General features: G+C 61.5%; 14 protein-coding genes. All 14 read right to left on the minus strand.

Annotated elements, in window-relative coordinates:
- Positions 1-7 precede the first annotated feature (7 nt).
- The 14 genes from J3361_RS04860 to J3361_RS04925 all read right to left on the minus strand — a co-directional run bounded on the left by J3361_RS04860 (position 8) and on the right by J3361_RS04925 (position 18,785).
- The gene (locus J3361_RS04860; protein WP_207962936.1) at positions 8-535 is read right to left on the minus strand and encodes a type II secretion system protein N; all 528 of its coding nucleotides are present in this window, start codon (positions 533-535) and stop codon (positions 8-10) included.
- Complete coding sequence (locus J3361_RS04865; protein WP_207962938.1) at positions 532-1,074, minus strand: cytochrome b/b6 domain-containing protein; 543 nt, start codon at positions 1,072-1,074, stop codon at positions 532-534. The genes J3361_RS04860 and J3361_RS04865 overlap by 4 nt, the downstream gene beginning before the upstream one ends.
- A 67-nt stretch (positions 1,075-1,141) precedes the next feature.
- Complete coding sequence (gbpA, locus tag J3361_RS04870; protein WP_207962941.1) at positions 1,142-2,608, minus strand: N-acetylglucosamine-binding protein GbpA; 1,467 nt, start codon at positions 2,606-2,608, stop codon at positions 1,142-1,144.
- A 331-nt stretch (positions 2,609-2,939) separates the two neighbouring features.
- Positions 2,940-4,007 carry a uroporphyrinogen decarboxylase gene (gene hemE, locus J3361_RS04875; RefSeq protein WP_207962942.1) on the minus strand — a complete coding sequence of 356 codons (1,068 nt, stop codon included), beginning with the start codon at positions 4,005-4,007 and terminating at the stop codon, positions 2,940-2,942.
- A 180-nt stretch (positions 4,008-4,187) separates the two neighbouring features.
- Positions 4,188-5,606 carry an FAD-dependent oxidoreductase gene (locus J3361_RS04880; RefSeq protein ID WP_207962946.1) on the minus strand — a complete coding sequence of 473 codons (1,419 nt, stop codon included), beginning with the start codon at positions 5,604-5,606 and terminating at the stop codon, positions 4,188-4,190.
- Positions 5,607-5,732: 126 nt separating this feature from the next.
- Positions 5,733-10,181 (minus strand): glutamate synthase large subunit, encoded by a 4,449-nt coding sequence (gene gltB, locus J3361_RS04885; protein WP_207962947.1) that lies wholly within the window; start codon positions 10,179-10,181, stop codon positions 5,733-5,735.
- A 350-nt stretch (positions 10,182-10,531) separates the two neighbouring features.
- The gene (locus J3361_RS04890; protein WP_207962948.1) at positions 10,532-12,124 is read right to left on the minus strand and encodes an AAA family ATPase; all 1,593 of its coding nucleotides are present in this window, start codon (positions 12,122-12,124) and stop codon (positions 10,532-10,534) included.
- Between the two features lie 10 nt (positions 12,125-12,134).
- Positions 12,135-13,235 carry a 3-dehydroquinate synthase gene (gene aroB / locus J3361_RS04895; protein WP_207962950.1) on the minus strand — a complete coding sequence of 367 codons (1,101 nt, stop codon included), beginning with the start codon at positions 13,233-13,235 and terminating at the stop codon, positions 12,135-12,137.
- Positions 13,236-13,383: 148 nt separating this feature from the next.
- Entirely contained in the window at positions 13,384-13,902 is a 519-nt protein-coding gene (gene aroK, locus J3361_RS04900) for a shikimate kinase AroK (protein ID WP_207962953.1), read from the minus strand.
- A gap of 4 nt (positions 13,903-13,906) precedes the next feature.
- The gene (gene pilQ, locus J3361_RS04905) at positions 13,907-15,994 is read right to left on the minus strand and encodes a type IV pilus secretin PilQ (RefSeq protein ID WP_207962959.1); all 2,088 of its coding nucleotides are present in this window, start codon (positions 15,992-15,994) and stop codon (positions 13,907-13,909) included.
- Between the two features lie 13 nt (positions 15,995-16,007).
- Positions 16,008-16,538, minus strand: coding sequence for a pilus assembly protein PilP (locus J3361_RS04910; RefSeq protein WP_207962960.1), 531 nt, complete (start codon positions 16,536-16,538; stop codon positions 16,008-16,010).
- Entirely contained in the window at positions 16,535-17,158 is a 624-nt protein-coding gene (pilO, locus tag J3361_RS04915) for a type 4a pilus biogenesis protein PilO (protein WP_207962964.1), read from the minus strand. Before pilO ends, J3361_RS04910 begins: the two co-directional genes overlap by 4 nt.
- Positions 17,155-17,721 (minus strand): PilN domain-containing protein, encoded by a 567-nt coding sequence (locus J3361_RS04920; RefSeq protein ID WP_207962965.1) that lies wholly within the window; start codon positions 17,719-17,721, stop codon positions 17,155-17,157. The genes pilO and J3361_RS04920 overlap by 4 nt, the downstream gene beginning before the upstream one ends.
- Positions 17,721-18,785, minus strand: a complete 1,065-nt coding sequence (locus J3361_RS04925; RefSeq protein ID WP_207962966.1) for a pilus assembly protein PilM — start codon at positions 18,783-18,785, stop codon at positions 17,721-17,723. The genes J3361_RS04920 and J3361_RS04925 overlap by 1 nt, the downstream gene beginning before the upstream one ends.
- Positions 18,786-18,929: the final 144 nt, after the last annotated feature.

An 18,929-nucleotide genomic window follows, 5' to 3' on the forward strand; every position in this document is an offset into this window, starting at 1 on the left:
AATTCGATCACTCTGATTGCCCGGCCACCGGGCGTAGGTATTGCGAGGAATGGAGCGCGGCATGGCGCCCATCTTCCGGCCCCAACCGACGCAACAAGGGCTTGGCCGTCGCCTGCAAGGCCAACCGCTCTTCCCGTCCGTTACGCCACAATGTCACATGGCTGGCCTCGACCCGGCGCAGCACGCTGCCCCCGGGCAAGCGCTCGCCCACTTGGTAAACGCGTGGACCAGCGGCATCCACCAGCAACGCCCGGGACAATCCTTGGTCGGCGACAAAACTGGCTTGCAACGTAATGGGTTCGGCGCTCGGCGTCTGGGCACCTTCGGGCGCCAGGCCGAGTACGGTCGCCACCGCCTGCACGTTGGGCAAATCGCGGGCCGGGGCCACTGGCGCGTCGGCCATCACCGGGACCTCATCGGCCAATGCCTGGCGGAAGCGCCATTCTTGCCCGGCCAGGTATGCCCCGTAGAGCAACGGCACGAGCATCAGCGCCCACGTCGGCAGACGGCTGCCGAACCGAAACGACAGGCTCACCTTTGCACTCGCTGGAGCGTGCTTGCAGGTTTGGCTAACGACATTCGCCGTACCACCCTGCGTCCGGAAAACTCATGCCAGAGCACCGCGCACAGATGCAGCGCGACCAGCATCGAAAGCACCACGCAAGACAGCGTATGGACGGTGTTGGCCAGTGCGATCAGCGTCGGGTCAGCCAATGGCTGGGGGAATCGAAGGAGGCCAAAGACACTGATGGGACTTTTCATCATCAGCACTCCGGTCACCAGCACAACGCCGATGACCAGGTAAATCAATGCGTGTACGGTCAAGGCCAGCCTTTTGCTCAACGAAAGCGCCGCCCCACGGGGCTCCAGCTCGCAAACGAACAACCAGGCCCGCCATAGGAAAAACGGAATGAATAGCGTCGTCAGCGACACATTGAGTGACCCAACCCAATGCTCGGTCGAAGCCGAGACCGGATTGAACGCCACATAAAAACCGGACGCCAACGCCCATAAGATAATGACCGCCGACAGCCAGTGCAGCAGCACCCGCCGCCTGGAGTAATGGATAGACATCACTGCGTCCTCGTGTGGAAGCCCCAAGCAACCCGTGCGGGTCACCTGGGGCTGTGCCTGTCAGGACTTACAGCTTGTCCCAGGCGCTCTGCCAGGAAGCGCCGACACCAGGCTCGAAAGCGTTCGCCGTCGGGGTGTACTGCTTGCAGTAGCCGGAATATGGGAACGGCTTGCATTCAAAGACTTCATCAGTCTTAGGCTGCAGCACTTTCGTACCGGCGGTGTAGTCGCTGATGCCTTCAGGGAACACGAAGTCATACTCGACGCCTGCACCTTCGCCGGTCAGGGTGACCGACTGGGTGTCCTGGCGAGTAGTGCGGCCGTCTTCGGTGGTGCCTACCAGCGTCAGGGTATGGGCGCCTGGGGCGCTGCGCACGTCCAGGTTCAGGCCGGTGCTGCCTTCACCCACGGTCTGGCTCACGACGCCAACCTGCTTGTTCTTTTCATCGAACAATGTCGCTTCGAGGTTTATCCGGCGGTTCGTCTGCGCGGTGAAAGCCATGCTGACCCGACCGTTGTCGAGCACGTATTCTGGCTGCAGAGAGGAAATTTCCATGCTGGCGTTGGTATCTTCTTTCATGTCCAGCTGCACTTCATAGCGACTCACACCGCTCTCTTGCTGGGCGTACAGGCGATTGGTGCCCTTGACCGGCGTGATATTGCCGTCTTCGTCACGAACACCGGCACGAATCAGGGGATGGGCGCTATTGATGGCTTCGGCCAGTTTGAACGACCAATTTTCAGCCTTGCCTTCTTCAGCGTTGGCGATGGTGATTTCTACGCTGTACTGGGCACTTTCGCCGGTGGCAGAGAATGCCCGAGCCTTGACCTTGTCACCCACCAGCAGCTGGGTCGCTGGTGCAATGCTACCCACCGGCTGCCAGCCGCCCGGCAATGCGGCTTCGGCAAGAATGTTCACATCCGCCGGATCATAGAAGGCATTAGCGGTGTCACCTACCGTCCAGACGGCCAGGATGACGTGATGACCCGTCTTGCTGTCAGGAATGACGCAGTTATGCGGGGCACCTGCTACCGGGAGTTGATCACCGCCATCTACGGTACAGAACGGCGTGCTGTCGAACGAGCTGCGCTTGAGCGCTTCGTTGGCATTCCAACCGTCGCGAGTGATGAAGTATTCGTGTTTGGTCGCTGGGTGCGCCGCGGTGTATTGCCATTGAAAGGCAATATTGCGGTCCTTGATTTCAGTCAGGTGCCAGCGCGTGGCCGACTGGGCATCGAGGGCGGAAAACATAGCGTGGCCGCCACTGGCGATTTTACCGTCGATAGGGCCTTGGAGCGGGGCACCGCCCACTCCATTTGGGAAACCCTTGTAGGTTTCACCGGTACTTTGTGGCTCGTATTGCGCTTGGCCGCAATTTTTGTTTTCGCCTTTTTGGCACAGCAGTGCACGCGAAGGGGGCACCTCAAGGAAGCCGTGGGCTAACACACTTTGGGACGCTGCCATGGCCGACAAAAGAATCAATGAGGAAGCACATCCCGTTAATAAATTGCCCTTGATAAAACTGGTATTCATATAAGTTCCAGACTAGTCATCAAAATGGAAGACGTATTAACGCCGCCTTGAAAGGTGCGCCTGACTGTTCAGCGCCTGTCCTTGCAAGTGCCCGGAACCTTATAGAAAGATGAGAGTTCTCTATGTAGGATTAATCTCCCAAGATAGAAGGAATGATCTCTGATTCAACTTCACCTACCTAGATAGAGAAAAATCTTACGAATCGAAATAACTTTCAAACAAAACAAACAACCCAAAATAACCGGCTGGTTATAGGCCAGACAGTTAAACAAGCGAGCAGAAAAAAGCCTGTCCGGCACGGGTCCGGACAGGCAGGGAGAGATAGGGGGGATCAAACGTGGTATTGCGCCGACAGCTCATGCACCGCCCGCAGGAAAGCACCGGCGTGTTCCGGGTCGACTTCTGGAGTGATGCCATGGCCAAGGTTGAAGACATGGCCGCTGCCGCTGCCATAGCTGGCCAGGATACGCCCGACTTCGGCGCGGATCGCTTCGGGCTTGGCGTAAAGCACCGTTGGGTCCATGTTGCCTTGCAGAGCGACCTTGTGACCGACGCGCTCGCGGGCGTTGCCAATGTCGCAGGTCCAGTCCAGGCCCAGGGCGTCGGCGCCGACCTCGGCAATGCTTTCCAGCCATAGGCCGCCGTTCTTGGTGAAGAGGATCACCGGGACTTTGCGACCTTCGTGCTCGCGGATCAGGCCGCTGACGATCTTGCGCATGTAGGCCAGGGAAAATTCCTGGTAGGCCGCCGCCGACAGGTTGCCGCCCCAGGTATCGAAAATCTGCACCGCTTGCGCACCGGCCAGGATCTGGCCGTTGAGGTAGGACGTCACCGACTGCGCCAGTTTGTCCAGCAACAGGTGCATGGCTTGCGGATTGTCGTAGAGCATCGCCTTGGTCTTGCGGAAGTCCTTCGACGAGCCGCCTTCGACCATGTAGGTCGCAAGTGTCCACGGGCTGCCGGAGAATCCGATCAGCGGCACGCGACCGTTGAGTTCACGGCGAATGGTGCTGACCGCGTCCATGACGTAGCCCAGGTCCTTCTGCGGATCGGGTATCGGCAGGGCCTCGATGTCGGCCAGGGTGCTGACGACTTTCTTGAAGCGCGGGCCTTCGCCAGTCTCGAAGTACAGGCCTTGGCCCATGGCGTCGGGAATGGTGAGGATGTCGGAGAACAGGATCGCCGCGTCCAGCTGTGGATAACGGTCCAGCGGCTGCATCGTGACCTCGCAGGCGAACTGCGGGTTCATGCACAGGCTCATGAAGTCACCGGCCTTGGCGCGGCTGGCGCGGTACTCCGGCAGGTAGCGACCGGCCTGGCGCATCATCCACACGGGGGTGACGTCAACGGGTTGCTTGAGCAGGGCGCGAAGGAAACGGTCGTTCTTCAGGGCAGTCATGTCGGCATCCGGAAAAAAAGTGCGGGCATTTTCTCAGAGCGCGACGCAAAAGGCACGGCAAGAGCCGTGCCTTTTATCTATCGGGGCAATTTGTCGCATAACAGCAGCCACAAGCTATGAGCTGCAAGCCACAAGTGCATCTGCTTTCAACTTGTAGCTTGTAGCTTGTAGCTGGGGTCTTCAGACCCCCAGATAATCCAGGATCCCTTCCGCCGCATTACGGCCTTCGAAGATCGCCGTTACCACCAGGTCGGAACCGCGGACCATGTCGCCACCGGCGAAGATCTTCGGGTTGCTGGTCTGGTGTTTGTACTGGCCCTGCTCCGGCGCCACGACGCGGCCCTGGCTGTCGGTCTGGATGCTGAATTGCTCAAACCACGGCGCCGGGCTTGGGCGGAAGCCGAAGGCGATGACCACGGCGTCGGCCGGGATGATCTCTTCGGAGCCCGGGATCGGCTCAGGGCTGCGGCGGCCACGGGCGTCCGGTTCGCCGAGACGGGTCTCGACCACCTTCACGCCTTCGACCTTGTCTTCACCGACAATGGCGATCGGCTGGCGGTTGTAGAGGAACTTCACGCCTTCTTCCTTGGCGTTCTTCACCTCTTTGCGCGAGCCGGGCATGTTCGCTTCGTCACGACGGTAGGCACAAGTCACCGACTTGGCGCCCTGGCGAATTGACGTGCGGTTGCAGTCCATTGCCGTGTCGCCACCGCCAAGCACTACGACCTTCTTGCCTTTCATATCGACGAAATCTTCCGGCGATTTTTCAAAACCCAGGTTGCGGTTGACGTTGGCGATCAGGAAATCGAGGGCGTCATAAACACCCGGCAGGTCCTCGCCGGCAAAGCCGCCCTTCATGTAGGTGTAGGTGCCCATGCCCATGAAGACCGCATCGTACTCTTCGAGCAGTTGCTCCATGGTCACGTCCTTGCCCACCTCGGTGTTCAGACGGAACTCGATGCCCATGCCGGTGAAAACTTCGCGACGATTGCTCAGCACGGTCTTTTCCAGCTTGAACTCGGGGATGCCAAAGGTCAGCAAACCGCCGATTTCCGGGTTCTTGTCGAACACCACCGGGGTCACGCCACCGCGCACCAGCACGTCGGCACAACCCAGGCCCGCCGGGCCCGCGCCAATGATTGCCACGCGCTTGCCGGTCGGCTTGACCTTGGACATGTCCGGGCGCCAGCCCATGGCGAACGCGGTGTCGGTGATGTACTTCTCCACCGAACCGATGGTCACCGCGCCAAAACCGTCGTTGAGGGTGCAAGCGCCTTCGCACAGACGATCCTGCGGGCACACCCGGCCGCAGACTTCCGGCAGGGTGTTGGTCTGGTGGGACAGCTCGGCGGCCTGGAGGATGTTGCCCTCGGCCACCAATTTCAACCAGTTGGGAATGAAGTTGTGCACCGGGCACTTCCATTCGCAGTACGGGTTACCGCAACCCAGGCAGCGGTGGGCCTGGTCGGCCGACTGCTGGGGCTTGAAGGGCTCGTAGATTTCCACGAACTCTTTCTTGCGTTGACGCAACAGTTTCTTCTTCGGATCCTTGCGCCCGACATCGATGAATTGGAAGTCGTTGCTGAGACGTTCGCCCATCTTCAAAACCTCTTACACGACAGCTTCAAGCTACGAGCTTCAAGCTGCAAGACAATCACGGTGGCAGGCACAACGCGCACTGCTGTTAACTTGCGGCTTGAAGCTTGCCGCTTGCTGGTGCGTCGTTTACTGCGGACTCGCACGAGTACTGGAGAGCAGAGATTTCAAGCTCGCCGCCTTAGGTTTGACCAGCCAGAAACGACGCAAGTAGTCATCGAGGTTCTCGGCGAGTTCACGACCCCACTCGCTGTCGGTTTCCGCGACGTACTCGTTCAGCACGTTTTGCAGGTGGCTGCGATAGGCCTCCATCGCCTCGCCGCTGATCCGCTGGATTTCCACCAGTTCGTGGTTGACCCGGTCAACGAAGGTGTTGTCCTGATCGAGCACGTAGGCAAAACCACCGGTCATGCCAGAGCCGAAGTTATAACCGGTCTTGCCCAGCACACAGACAAAACCACCGGTCATGTACTCGCAGCAGTGATCGCCGGTGCCTTCCACCACGGTGTGGGCGCCGGAGTTACGCACGGCAAAACGCTCGCCCGCGGTGCCGGCGGCGAACAGCTTGCCGCCCGTGGCGCCGTAGAGGCAGGTGTTGCCGATGATGGCACTGTCCTGGGTCTTGTAGACGCTGCCCTTGGGCGGAACGATGACCAGCTTGCCGCCGGTCATGCCCTTGCCCACGTAGTCGTTGGCATCGCCTTCCAGGTACATGTTCAAGCCACCGGCGTTCCAGACGCCGAAGCTCTGGCCCGCGGTGCCCTTGAAGCGGAAGGTCACCGGTGCCTTGGCCATGCCCTGGTTGCCGTGCTTGCGCGCGATTTCGCCGGAGATCCGCGCACCGATGGAACGGTCGCAGTTGCAGATGTCCAGTTCGAACTCGGCACCGCTCTGGTCATTGATCGCCGCGGCGGCCAGATCGACCATCTTCTCGGCCAGCTCGCCCTTGTCGAACGGCGGGTTGCGGTCGACCTGGCAGAACTGAGGCTTGTCTGCCGGAATCAGATCGCTGCCCAACAACGGGGTCAGGTCCAGGTGATGTTGCTTGGCGGTCTGACCCTCGATGATGTCCAGCAGATCGGTACGGCCGATCAGCTCTTCAAGGGAGCGCACGCCCAGTTTCGCCAGCCACTCACGGGTCTCTTCGGCCACGTAGGTGAAGAAATTCACCACCATGTCGACGGTGCCGATGTAGTGGTCCTTGCGCAGCTTGTCGTTCTGGGTCGCCACGCCGGTGGCGCAGTTGTTCAGGTGGCAGATGCGCAGGTATTTGCAGCCCAGGGCAATCATCGGCGCGGTACCGAAGCCGAAGCTCTCGGCGCCGAGGATGGCAGCCTTGATCACGTCCAGGCCGGTTTTCAGGCCGCCGTCAGTCTGCACCCGGACCTTGCCGCGCAAGTCGTTGCCGCGCAGGGTCTGGTGGGTTTCGGCCAAGCCCAGTTCCCACGGCGCACCGGCGTACTTGATCGAGGTCAGCGGCGAGGCACCGGTGCCGCCGTCGTAGCCGGAGATGGTGATCAGGTCGGCATAGGCCTTGGCCACGCCGGCCGCGATGGTGCCAACGCCGGCTTCCGCCACCAGTTTCACCGAGACCAGCGCCTTGGGGTTCACCTGCTTGAGGTCGAAGATCAGTTGCGACAAGTCTTCGATCGAGTAGATGTCGTGGTGCGGCGGTGGCGAGATCAGGGTCACACCCGGAACCGCATAGCGCAGCTTGGCGATCAGGCCGTTGACCTTGCCGCCGGGCAGTTGGCCGCCTTCGCCGGGCTTGGCGCCCTGGGCTACCTTGATCTGCAGCACTTCAGCGTTGACCAGATACTCCGGCGTCACACCGAAGCGGCCGGTGGCCACCTGCTTGATTTTCGAACTCTTGATGGTGCCGTAGCGCGCCGGGTCTTCGCCGCCTTCACCGGAGTTGGAACGCGCACCGAGGCGGTTCATGGCTTCGGCCAGGGCTTCGTGGGCTTCCGGGGACAACGCACCGAGGGAAATACCGGCCGAATCGAAGCGCTTGAGCACCGATTCCAGCGGCTCCACTTCACTGATGTCCAGCGGCGTGTCGAGGGTCTTGACCTTGAGCAGGTCACGGATCATCGATACCGGACGGTTATCCACCAGCGAGGTGTATTCCTTGAACTTGCTGTAGTCGCCCTGCTGCACGGCGGCTTGCAAGGTGTTGACCACGTCCGGGTTGTAGGCGTGGTATTCGCCACCGTGAACGAACTTCAGCAGGCCGCCTTGCTGGATCGGCTTGCGCGGGCTCCAGGCTTCGGCGGCGAGGGCTTTCTGTTCGGCTTCGATGTCGACGAAGCGCGCACCCTTGATGCGGCTCGGCACGCCACGGAAGCTCAGCTCGCAGACTTCTTCGGACAGGCCGATGGCCTCGAACAATTGCGCGCCACGGTACGAGGCGATGGTCGAGATGCCCATCTTCGACAGGATCTTGAGCAGGCCCTTGGTGATGCCCTTGCGGTAGTTCTTGAACACCTCGTAGAGGTCGCCCAGCACTTCACCGGTGCGGATCAGGTCGCCCAGCACTTCATAAGCCAGGAACGGATACACCGCCGAGGCACCGAAACCGATCAGCACCGCGAAGTGATGCGGATCGCGGGCAGTGGCGGTTTCCACCAGGATGTTGGAATCGCAACGCAGGCCTTTTTCGGTCAGGCGATGGTGCACCGCACCGGTGGCCAGCGAGGCGTGAATCGGCAGTTTGCCCGGGGCGATGTGGCGGTCGCTGAGGACGATCTGCGTACGCCCGGCGCGCGCGGCCTCTTCAGCCTGGTCGGCGACATTGCGGATCGCCGCTTCCAGACCGACGCTTTCGTCGTAGTTCAGGTCGATGACCTGGCGCGCGAAGCCCGGACGGTCGAGGTTGGTCAACGAGCGCCACTTGGCCGGGGAAATCACCGGCGAACTGAGGATCACCCGCGAGGCGTGTTCCGGCGACTCTTGGAAAATGTTGCGCTCGGCACCGAGGCAGATTTCCAGGGACATCACGATCGCCTCGCGCAGCGGGTCGATCGGTGGGTTGGTCACCTGGGCGAACTGCTGGCGGAAATAGTCGTACGGTGTACGCACGCGTTGCGACAACACGGCCATCGGCGTGTCGTCGCCCATGGAGCCGACCGCTTCGTAGCCCTGCTCGCCCAACGGACGCAGCACCTGGTCACGCTCTTCGAACGTCACCTGGTACATCTTCATGTACTGCTTGAGCTGGTCGACGTCATAGAAAGCCGAACCGTGGTCGTTGTCTTCCATGGTCGCCTGGATGCGCAGGGCATTCTTGCGCAGCCATTGTTTGTACGGATGACGGGACTTGAGGCGGTTGTCGATCGCGTCGGTGTCGAGGATCTGGCCGGTCTCGGTGTCCACGGCAAAGATCTGGCCCGGACCTACGCGGCCCTTGGCGATGACGTCCTGGGGCTGGTAGTTCCAGACGCCGATTTCCGAGGCCAGGGTGATGAACCCGTTGGTGGTGGTGACCCAGCGCGCCGGACGCAGACCGTTACGGTCCAGCAGGCAGACGGCGTAGCGACCGTCGGTCATGACGATACCGGCCGGGCCGTCCCACGGCTCCATGTGCATGGAGTTGTATTCGTAGAAGGCGCGCAGGTCCGGGTCCATGGTCTCGACGTTCTGCCAGGCTGGCGGCACGAGCATGCGCACGCCACGGAACAGGTCGATGCCACCGGTCACCATCAGCTCCAGCATGTTGTCCATGCTCGAGGAGTCCGAACCCACACGGTTGACCAGCGGGCCGAGCTCTTCGAGGTCCGGCATCAGGTCGTTGGCGAACTTGGTGCGTCGGGCCACGGCCCAGTTGCGGTTGCCGGTGATGGTATTGATCTCGCCGTTGTGGGCGAGGAAGCGGAATGGCTGGGCCAGCGGCCATTTCGGCAGGGTGTTGGTGGAGAAGCGCTGGTGGAACACGCAGATCGCGGTTTTCAGGCGCTCGTCACTGAGGTCTGGATAGAAGGCGGTGAGGTCCGCCGGCATCATCAGGCCTTTATAAATGATGGTCTTGTGGGAAAAGCTGCAGATGTAGTGATCGGTGTCGGCGGCATTGGCCACGGACGAGCGACGACGTGAGCTGAACAGCTTGATCGACATGTCCTGGTCGCTCAGGCCTTCGCCAGCGATGAACACCTGCTCGATCTGCGGCAGGCGCTCGAGCGCCAAGCGGCCGAGGACGCTGGTGTCGATCGGCACTTTGCGCCAGCCAACCAATTGCAGGCCGGCGGCCAGGATCTCGCGATTCATGTTTTCGCGGGCCGCCTCGGCTTTCACCGGGTCCTGGTTGAAGAACACCATGCCCACGGCGTACTGCTTGGGCAGGGTCACCCCAAACGTTTCCTGGGCTACGGCACGCAGGAACTCGTCGGGTTTTTGAATCAGCAAGCCACAACCGTCGCCGGTCTTGCCGTCGGCGTTGATCCCACCGCGGTGGGTCATGCAGGTCAGGGCCTCAATGGCCGTTTGCAAAAGGGTATGGCTGGGCTCGCCCTGCATGTGGGCTATCAGGCCGAAACCGCAGTTATCCTTGAATTCATCTGGTTGGTACAGACCTGCTTTCATAGACACTTTCTCACCAGGCTGCCTCTTATCGAGGCAAATTTCTTTTCAATTCAACCAGTTGCATGCCGCGCCGAACGTACGCCAGCTTTGCGGGGGCAAAAGGGAGGTCATTGTACACACCGACACAGGGGCTCACAAATTTGACGACGAACTGTCGCAAATCCATGTCGCATTTGTGAAAGGTTTAAAGCTATATGCTGTGCTAGTCAAAACTTTTTTGGATTCGACCGCTACGACTCAAACGCTACTGTGACGCAGACACCACAAGGCGCGCGGCCTGAAAGGTCGCCCGCCCTTGCGGAAATTTTGAGGTTGCCGGGAGAGGCGGCCTGGGTAAGGCCGCCGAATCTTCAGCGAGTTGCTGCCAGTTCCTGTTGGACGCTGGCGACAGTGCGAGGCCAAGGTTTACCAGCCTGGACCTTCGCTGGCAAGGCCTTGATGGCGGAAACGGCTGCATCACGGTTGGCAAAGCTGCCGTAGGTGATGACATACAGCGGCTTGCCGTTGAGCACTTTCTTGAAATAACGGTATTCGCCGCCCTGCTCCTTGACGAAGTTCTGCGCCGCAGTTTCGGAGCTGGTGCCAAGGATCTGCACCACGTAGTTGCCCGGTGCCTGGCCGGCGTACCAGCTACCGCCAGCGGCCTTGGCGGGGGTAGCGGCAGGCTTGGCCGCCGGTGCTGGCGCCGCGGGCTTGGCCGCAGGCGCTGGAACCGGTGCAGGCTTGGCGGTGGCGATCTGAGTAGGCGCCGGGGTCGGCTTGGCGGCCGGGGCAGGCGTTGGCGTTGGCGTCGGTGCAGGACCAGCCGGAACGCCCACAGGCGGCGCGGTGGTAGTCACGGTAGGAGGCACGTCGCTGGTGTCTTCGATCGGAGGCGGCGCACCGTCGTCACCCTCGGTGATTCCACCTGCGGCTTCCGCCAGGGGCCCACGCATGACCGGTTGCGAGTTACCGACCAGCGGCAGCGGCATCGGCTGGGTATTGCCGGCAAATTCCACCGCAGGGGCGCCACCGTTAGGTTGCGGCGTGCCCTGACCGAGAGGCAGCTGTGCCTGTTCGTTGGCAGGTGCGCCGGTGGTTGGCGCCTTGCTGCGACCCGGCATCAGCCAGGCGGCGGCAACTGCAACCACGACGACGGCGGAAATTGCCAATACGTGTTTCTTCGGCATGTTGAACCCCATACTTGGACGCTTCACCGCTGAGCGGCTGGCAATCATGACTTCGATGAGAGCATCGCGGGCAACCTGGTTGATGTTGCCAGGCCAACCGTCGGCGCTTTCGTGAATCTCAGAGATCTGATCGGCGGTGAAAAGTTCGATGCCCCGCCCCGCACCTTCAAGACGCTGGGCCAGGTATTCACGCGTCTCTTCCTCGGTGTAGGGCGCCAGTTCGATGACGTGGAAGCGCTCTTCCTCGAGGTTCAACTGGTCCAGGTCGGCGATCAGCGACGACTCGCCGAACAGGAACACATGAGGGCGACCCTCCGGCGCACCGGCCGCCAGGGCCAGCAGGGCTTCGAGGGCCGACTCGTCGAGTTGCTCGGCATCGTCCACCAGCAGATAGACTTCCTGCCCGGTCAGCGCCAGTTGCACGATCTGATCAAGAATGGCACCGACTTCAGCCTGGGCGACGTTCAGCGCCTGGGCCACCTGGCGCAACACGCCGGCGGCATCGCCGGCGCCACGGGCCGATACCACCACGCTTTGCACCGACTGTTTGTTGGTGCTGGCCACCAGGGCCTGGCGCAGCAAGGTCTTGCCGCTGCCTTGGGGACCGGTGACCACCAGGAGCAACTGGCTGTAGCGCGCCAGGTGATGCAACTGGCCCAGCACCGGCTTGCGCTGGGCGGGGAAGAACTTGAAGCCCGGGACCCGTGGGGCAAAAGGGTCATGACTCAATTGGAAATGGCCGAGGAAAGCCTCGTCGGCATGCAAACTAGTCATCGCAGTCTTATTAACCTTTAAGCTGAGCCAGGGCGCGGTAGTCCGCTCCCAGCGTGGCCTGTAGAACTTCTTTCGGATAATCGTCGGTCACCACCGCTTCGCCCATATGGCGCAGCAGCACCAGGCGCAGACGACCGTCGATCACTTTTTTGTCGATTGCCATGTGTTCAAGAAAATCCGCCTCGCTCATCTCCTCGGGCGGAACCACCGGCAGCCCGGCGCGCTGGAACAGACGAATACCGCGATCGCGCTCCCGTTCGCTGATCCAGCCCAGGCGCGCGGACATCTCCAGGGCCATGACCGTACCGGCCGCAACCGCTTCACCGTGCAGCCAGACACCATAGCCCATGTGGGTTTCGATGGCGTGGCCAAAGGTGTGGCCCAGGTTGAGCGTGGCGCGCACCCCGGACTCACGCTCATCGGCACCAACCACGGCAGCCTTGGCGGCGCAGGAGCGCTCGATGGCGTAGGTCAGCGCCGCTTGATCCAACGCACGCAGGCGGTCGACGTTCTCTTCGAGCCAGCCCAGGAAGGGTTCGTCGCAGATCAGCCCGTACTTGATGACTTCCGCCAGCCCCGCAGACAGCTCGCGAGCCGGCAAGGTATTGAGGGTGGCGGTGTCGATCAGTACCACGTTGGGCTGATAGAACGCACCGACCATGTTCTTGCCCAGCGGATGGTTGATCCCGGTCTTGCCACCCACCGACGAGTCGACTTGCGACAGCAGCGTAGTGGGGATCTGGATGAAATCGACGCCACGCTGGTAGCAGGCGGCGGCAAAACCGGCCATGTCGCCGATCACACCGCCGCCCAGGGCAACCACCGTGGTGCGACGATCGTGCCGTGCGGTCAGCAGGCCGTCGAAAATCAGTTGCAGGGTTTCCCAGTTCTTGAAGGCTTCGCCGTCGGGCAACACCACGGAAATCACCGAGAAGGCCGACAGGCTGCGGGTCAGACGCTCCAGATACAGAGGCGCGACGGTTTCATTGGAAATGATCGCCACTTGCCGCCCGGCGATATGCGGCGCCAGCAGTTCGGGCTGGTCCAACAAGCCTTCGCCAATATGAATCGGGTAGCTGCGCTCGCCCAGGTCGACCTTAAGTGTCTGCATGTGTCCCCACAGTGAAGATGGAATCAGGCGTCCTGCCTGCAATTAACGAAAGTCCACGGTGCTTGCCCTGATGCCAGTTAATGGCCATACGCCACGCCCCAGACCGGCCAAAACGGGACGTCGAGGATAGCGCATTTCGCCAGGCGCATTAACGGGGCGCTAGTTGCTGAAGACGATCGAGAATGTCCAGCACCACCATCCGCGGCGGCCGCTCGTCGGTTTCCACCACCAGGTCGGCGATCTCCCGATACAGCGGATCACGCAGCGCCAGCAGGTCGCGCAGGGTCTTGGCCGGGTCGGCGGTGCGCAACAGCGGCCGGTTGCGGTCCCGGGCGGTGCGGCCTACCTGCTGCTCGACAGAGGCGTGCAAATAGACCACTCGTCCTCCGGCATGCAACGCACGACGATTGGCTTCGCGCATCACCGCGCCGCCACCGGTGGCGAGCACCACCCCATCGAACGCGCACAGCTCGGCGATCATCGCCTGCTCGCGGTCGCGAAAGCCCGGCTCGCCTTCCTTATCGAAGATCCATGGGATATTGGCGCCCGTGCGCAATTCAATTTCCTTGTCGGAATCTTTGAACGGCAGGCGCAGCTCTTTGGCCAGCAAACGGCCGATGGTGCTTTTTCCAGCGCCCATCGGCCCAACAAGAATCAAATTTCGCACAGAATCAACGACTCACAGCAATCGCCTGGTTATTCATGATACGCGGAGTGAGGAACACCAGCAGCTCGGATTTTTTCTCCGAAACCACATCACGCCGGAAAAGGCGGCCAAGATACGGCACATCGCCAAGAAATGGCACCTTATCTACGACCTTGCTCTGAGTATTTGAGAAAACCCCGCCAATCACAATGGTCTCGCCATCGTTGACCAAGACCTTGGCGTTGACTTCGTTTTTCTTGATCGGCGGCACATCCTGCACCTTGTTCAGGTAGTCCGGCTCATCTTTGGTGACCTTGACCTCCATGATGATGCGGTTGTCCGGGGTGATTTGCGGGGTCACCTCCAGGGACAGCGAGGCCTCCTTGAACGACACCGAGGTGGCACCGCTGGAGCTGGCTTCCTGATAAGGAATCTCCGTGCCCTTGAGGATCTTGGCTGTCTCCTTGTCGGACGTCACCACCTTGGGCTGCGAAACGATCTCCCCGTTACCGGTTTTCTCCATGGCCGTCAGCTCAAGGTCCAGCAGTACGTTGTCGGTGATGAACGCAATGCCGATTCCCGAAGTATTGCCCGAGGCGCCCAGGTCGACGAATGGCTGGTTGGTGCCGGTACTGCCCGGCGTGCCGATGGTGGTGGAGGTACCGGTGGTCACCCCCGAGGAATTCCAGTTGCCCTTGTTCTGTATCGACCCACCCCAGCGCACGCCCAGGCTTTTGTCGTAGTCGACGTTGGCCTCGACAATTCGCGCCTCGATCATCACCTGGCGTACCGGAATATCCAGCTGCGCCACGATCCGGCGCAGTTCGTCGAGCCGGTCCTGGGTCTGGTAGGCAATGATGTTGTTGGTTCGCTCATCCACCGTGATCGTGCCGCGCTCATCGGCTTTCGCCTCGGCGCTGGTCACCGACTGGAACAGCTTGGCGATGTCTGCCGCCTTCGCATAGTTGACTTGCAACAGCTCACGCCGCAGCGGCGCCAGGTCGGCAATCTGCTTTTGCGACTCCAGTTCCTGGCGTTCGCGCGCTGCGATTTCATCGGCCGGGGCCACCAGCAGCACGTTTCCGACCTTGCGTTTGTCCAGGCCCTTGGTCTTGAGCACCAGATCCAGCGCCTGGTCCCAAGGCACGTTCTGCAAGCGCAGGGTGATGCCGCCCTGCACCGTGTCGCTGGCCACCAGGTTAAGGTTGGTGAAATCGGCGATCAGTTGCAGGACCGAACGCACTTCGATGTCCTGGAAGTTGAGCGAGAGTTTCTCGCCGCTGTAGGCGGCACGGTCGGCGTTGCGTTTTTGCAGGTCGTCGACGGTCATGGGCCGGACGCTGACGGTGAGCTTGTTGTCGGTCTGGTAGGTCGAGTAGTCGAAGGTGCCGCTGGGCTCGATACTGATGGTCGCCCGGTCGCTACCGGCGCTGGCATTGACGAATTGCACCGGGGTGGCGAAGTCCTTGACGTCCAGGCGCACCCGCAGAGGCTCGGGCAATTGGGTCCTGGCGAAATTGAGGATGATCCTGCCTTCGCGCTCCTGGATGTCCGGGGCGATGGACGGATCGGACAAATCGATCACCACATTGCCTTCGCCCTGAGTCCCGCGCTGGAAGTCCACCCCACGGATCGCCTTGCCCATTGGCGCACTGCTCCTGGCAGGCGCCGCGCTGGCAACCGCCGGGCGCGGCGCCTGGGCAGTGCTCTTCGCAGCAGTACTCTTCGGGGCGGCGCCCTTGCCGACCACCACGAACAGATTATTACCTTCGATCCGGGTGTCATAGGGCGCCAGTTGGGTCAGGCCAATGATCAACCGGGTGCGATCCCCCGCCTCGACCACGGTGGCGCTGCGCGCGTTGCCCCCACCCAGGTCGCGGCTTCTACTGGCCAGTTGATTGGTCACGCCCGGCAGGTCCAGTGCAATCCGGGCCGGTTGTTCGGTGGTGTAGCCCCGCGGTTTCGGCGGTGGCCCGTCGAAAGTGAGCTTCAACTCGACACGATCCCCCGGCAGCGCCGCCACATCCAGCATCTTCAGACTGGCGCCATGAACCATCGGTGATAACAGCGCTATCCATAGCGAGATACCGATGGCTGAAAAAAACCTGTTCATTGTTCGAGTTCCACTATGAATGCTCTTTCAAAGGAATGGTCCGTGGTCGCTCCAGCCAGGCACCCTCGCCATCGGGAACGATTTCGACCACATCGACCTGGGTGGCGCTGATGGCGACGATCCGCCCGTCGTTGCGCCCCAGATAGTCGCCGACCTTGAGCCGATGCACCCCGCCCGCGCCCCGCAGGAGCGCGAAGGAGCCAGCGGCGTTGGAGATCGTACCGACCATTTCAAACTGCTCGATGTTGAAGCCTTCCAGGTACTGCTTGACCCGGTTGGGGTCGGGCCGGACATTGCGCGAGCCGCGCTGCCGGTCGGCCTGGTCCACGCGGACCTGGCGAGAAAATGGGCTGCGCAGGTCGGCGGCGCTGTAGGTAAAGGTCTCCTGGGGCCTGAACGTCGGCGTCGGCTCGATCTTGCCGGGTGGGCGCAGGCGCACTTCATTCATATAGGCGTCCAGGTCGCTGAACCCGTTGTCATTGTTGCAGCCTGCCAACACGACCAGGCCTGCCAGCAGACAGAGGCGACACACCACCGACCTCATGGTTGCGCCTCCTGCTCGTTGTAGCGGTAGGTCTTGGCCTGGATGCTCATGCGCAGCTTCGTGCCTGCCTCGGGCTCCATCGGGGCAATCTCGAAATCATGCAGCGTGACGATCCGGGGCAGCCCGGCCACTCCACTGACGAACGTCGCCAGGTCGTGGTAGCCGCCGGTCACGGTGATCTGGATCGGCAGCTCGATGTAGAAAGGCTGGGTGACTTCCGGCAGCAGCTTGATTTCCTCGAACTCCAGGCCGCTGCCCAACCCGGTGCGGGTAATGTCTTCCAGCAGGCCCGGCACCTCGGTATCGCTGGGCAATTGCCGCAACAGCACACCAAAAGACGTCTCCATCTGTTTCATTTGCTCGGTGTAGCGTTCCAGGTTCGCGGCCATGTGGGCCTTGCCCGCGAATTGTGCCTTGAGCGTGTTCTCTTCCTCGCGCACCTGCTGCAATTGGTTTTCCAGGTCACTCAAGGCAAAGTTATAGCCCAGCCCCAACACCAGGGCCACCAGCAGGATGCCGGCCAGCCATTTGATCGGCGCCGGCCAGGAGCCGATGTTGTCGGTGTCCAGGTCATTGATGTCGATCTTGCGCAGCGCGTCGAACCACTCCCCCGGCTTCATTCGGCGTCCTCCACTTCGACCGGGCGGGTCTGGCGAACCGTCAGCTGGAAAACATTGGCTTGGTCGAGCTGGCCGGCGGTGGTCGCCTTGACCTCCGTCAAACTGGGCGCATCGAACAGGTCCGACGAGTCCAGGTTGCGCATCAGGTCCGAGACCCGGTTGTTCGATTCCGCAGCGCCCTTGATGAACAGCGTCCGGTCTTCCATCTTCACTTCGGTGAAGTACACGCCGTCCGGCAAGGTCCGCACCAACTGGTCGAAGATCCGTCCACTCACCGGCCGATTCCCTTGCAAGTCCTGGATGATGCGCATGCGTTCCAGCAATTGCTGGCGACGGGCTTTCAATTCGCTAATCTGCTTGATGCGTTCGTCCAGCACGGCGATCTGCTCGGAAAGATGGCTGTTGCGAGCGACCTGGTGGTCGATGGCGTTGTCGATGTATCGGACGGCGACCAGAATCACCCCGACTGCTCCGACCAGCGCGCCCACCAAGGCCAGCAGAAAGCGCTTGCGCCGCTCTTCGCGCAGCTCTTCGCGCCAGGGAAGCAGGTTGATCCGCGCCATCAGTCAAAACTCCTGAGGGCCAGCCCACAGGCGATCATCAGCGCCGGCGCATCACTGGCCAGGGCACCGGCATTGACCTTGCTGCTCAGGGCCATGTTGGTGAACGGGTTGGCCACCTGGGTTGGCGTGCCCAGGCGCTGCTCGATCAACCGATCCAGGCCGGCGACCGAAGCCGTGCCCCCGGCCAGTAGGATGTGATCCACCGCGCTGTACTGGCCCGAGGCGAAGAAAAATTGCAGGGAGCGCGAAACCTGCTGCACCAAGGCCTCGCGAAACGGTTGCAACACTTCGCCGAGATAATCGTCCGGCAGCCCACCCTGCTTCTTTGCCAGGCCCGCCTGCTCGGGTGTCAGGCCGTAGCGGCGCTGGATCTCCTCGGTCAGCTGGCGGCCACCGAACAATTGTTCGCGGGTATAGATGATGCGCCCGTTGTGGAGCACGCTGAGGGTGGTCATGGTGGCGCCGATGTCGATGACCGCCACGGTCAGCCGCTCCTGCGACGCGGCCAGTTGCGTGGCGAGCAGGCCAAACGCTCGTTCCAATGCATACGCCTCGACATCGACCACCCGGGCCGTCAGCCCGGCGAGCGCCAACGCCGCCTCGCGGACCTCGACGTTTTCCTTGCGACAGGCCGCCAGCAATACTTCGACGCGCTCGGCGCTGCGAGGCGAAACGCCCACCACTTCGAAATCGATAGCCACCTCATCCAGTGGATAAGGGATGTATTGATCGGCCTCGATCTTGAGCTGGTTCTCCATCTCGTCGTCGGACAGGCCAGCGTCCATCTCGATGGTCTTGGTGATCACCGCCGAGCCAGCCACGGCCACCGCCACGCTGCGCAGGGGCGTCCTGGCCTTCGCCAGCAGCCGCGACAACGCCTGCCCCACCCCTTCGAGCTCGGCGATGTTCTTCTCGATCACGGCGTTGGCCGGCAACGGTTCGACCGCGTAGGACTCGACGCGGTATCGCTCGCCCTGGCGACTCAGCTCGAGCAGCTTCACCGACGTCGAACTGATGTCGATCCCCAGAAGCGCATGGGCTTTTTTATTGAAGAGTCGTAGCACTACCAATTCCCTATGACTATCCGTGAGTTACGGACTCTCTAATATGCATTGCGTTCAATCACGACCGTCCGACGGACGTCCGGATGGCATGCCTGGCGAAAAAAAATGCTTATAATGCCCAGCGTTTTTTTTCGCTTTGTTGCA

It is taken from the genome of Pseudomonas sp. OA65 (genome assembly GCF_017498305.1).
Classification (GTDB): Bacteria; Pseudomonadota; Gammaproteobacteria; order Pseudomonadales; family Pseudomonadaceae; genus Aquipseudomonas; species Aquipseudomonas zanjanensis.

What these genes read in the sequence shown, in the direction of transcription:
- J3361_RS04865 (WP_207962938.1), bottom strand. Translation starts at nt 1,074, where the DNA reads ATGTCTATCCATTACTCCAGGCGGCGGGTGCTGCTGCACTGGCTGTCG.
- gbpA (WP_207962941.1), bottom strand. Translation starts at nt 2,608, where the DNA reads ATGAATACCAGTTTTATCAAGGGCAATTTATTAACGGGATGTGCTTCC.
- hemE (WP_207962942.1), bottom strand. Translation starts at nt 4,007, where the DNA reads ATGACTGCCCTGAAGAACGACCGTTTCCTTCGCGCCCTGCTCAAGCAA.
- J3361_RS04880 (WP_207962946.1), bottom strand. Translation starts at nt 5,606, where the DNA reads ATGGGCGAACGTCTCAGCAACGACTTCCAATTCATCGATGTCGGGCGC.
- gltB (WP_207962947.1), bottom strand. Translation starts at nt 10,181, where the DNA reads ATGAAAGCAGGTCTGTACCAACCAGATGAATTCAAGGATAACTGCGGT.
- J3361_RS04890 (WP_207962948.1), bottom strand. Translation starts at nt 12,124, where the DNA reads ATGACTAGTTTGCATGCCGACGAGGCTTTCCTCGGCCATTTCCAATTG.
- aroB (WP_207962950.1), bottom strand. Translation starts at nt 13,235, where the DNA reads ATGCAGACACTTAAGGTCGACCTGGGCGAGCGCAGCTACCCGATTCAT.
- pilQ (WP_207962959.1), bottom strand. Translation starts at nt 15,994, where the DNA reads ATGAACAGGTTTTTTTCAGCCATCGGTATCTCGCTATGGATAGCGCTG.
- J3361_RS04910 (WP_207962960.1), bottom strand. Translation starts at nt 16,538, where the DNA reads ATGAGGTCGGTGGTGTGTCGCCTCTGTCTGCTGGCAGGCCTGGTCGTG.
- pilO (WP_207962964.1), bottom strand. Translation starts at nt 17,158, where the DNA reads ATGAAGCCGGGGGAGTGGTTCGACGCGCTGCGCAAGATCGACATCAAT.
- J3361_RS04920 (WP_207962965.1), bottom strand. Translation starts at nt 17,721, where the DNA reads ATGGCGCGGATCAACCTGCTTCCCTGGCGCGAAGAGCTGCGCGAAGAG.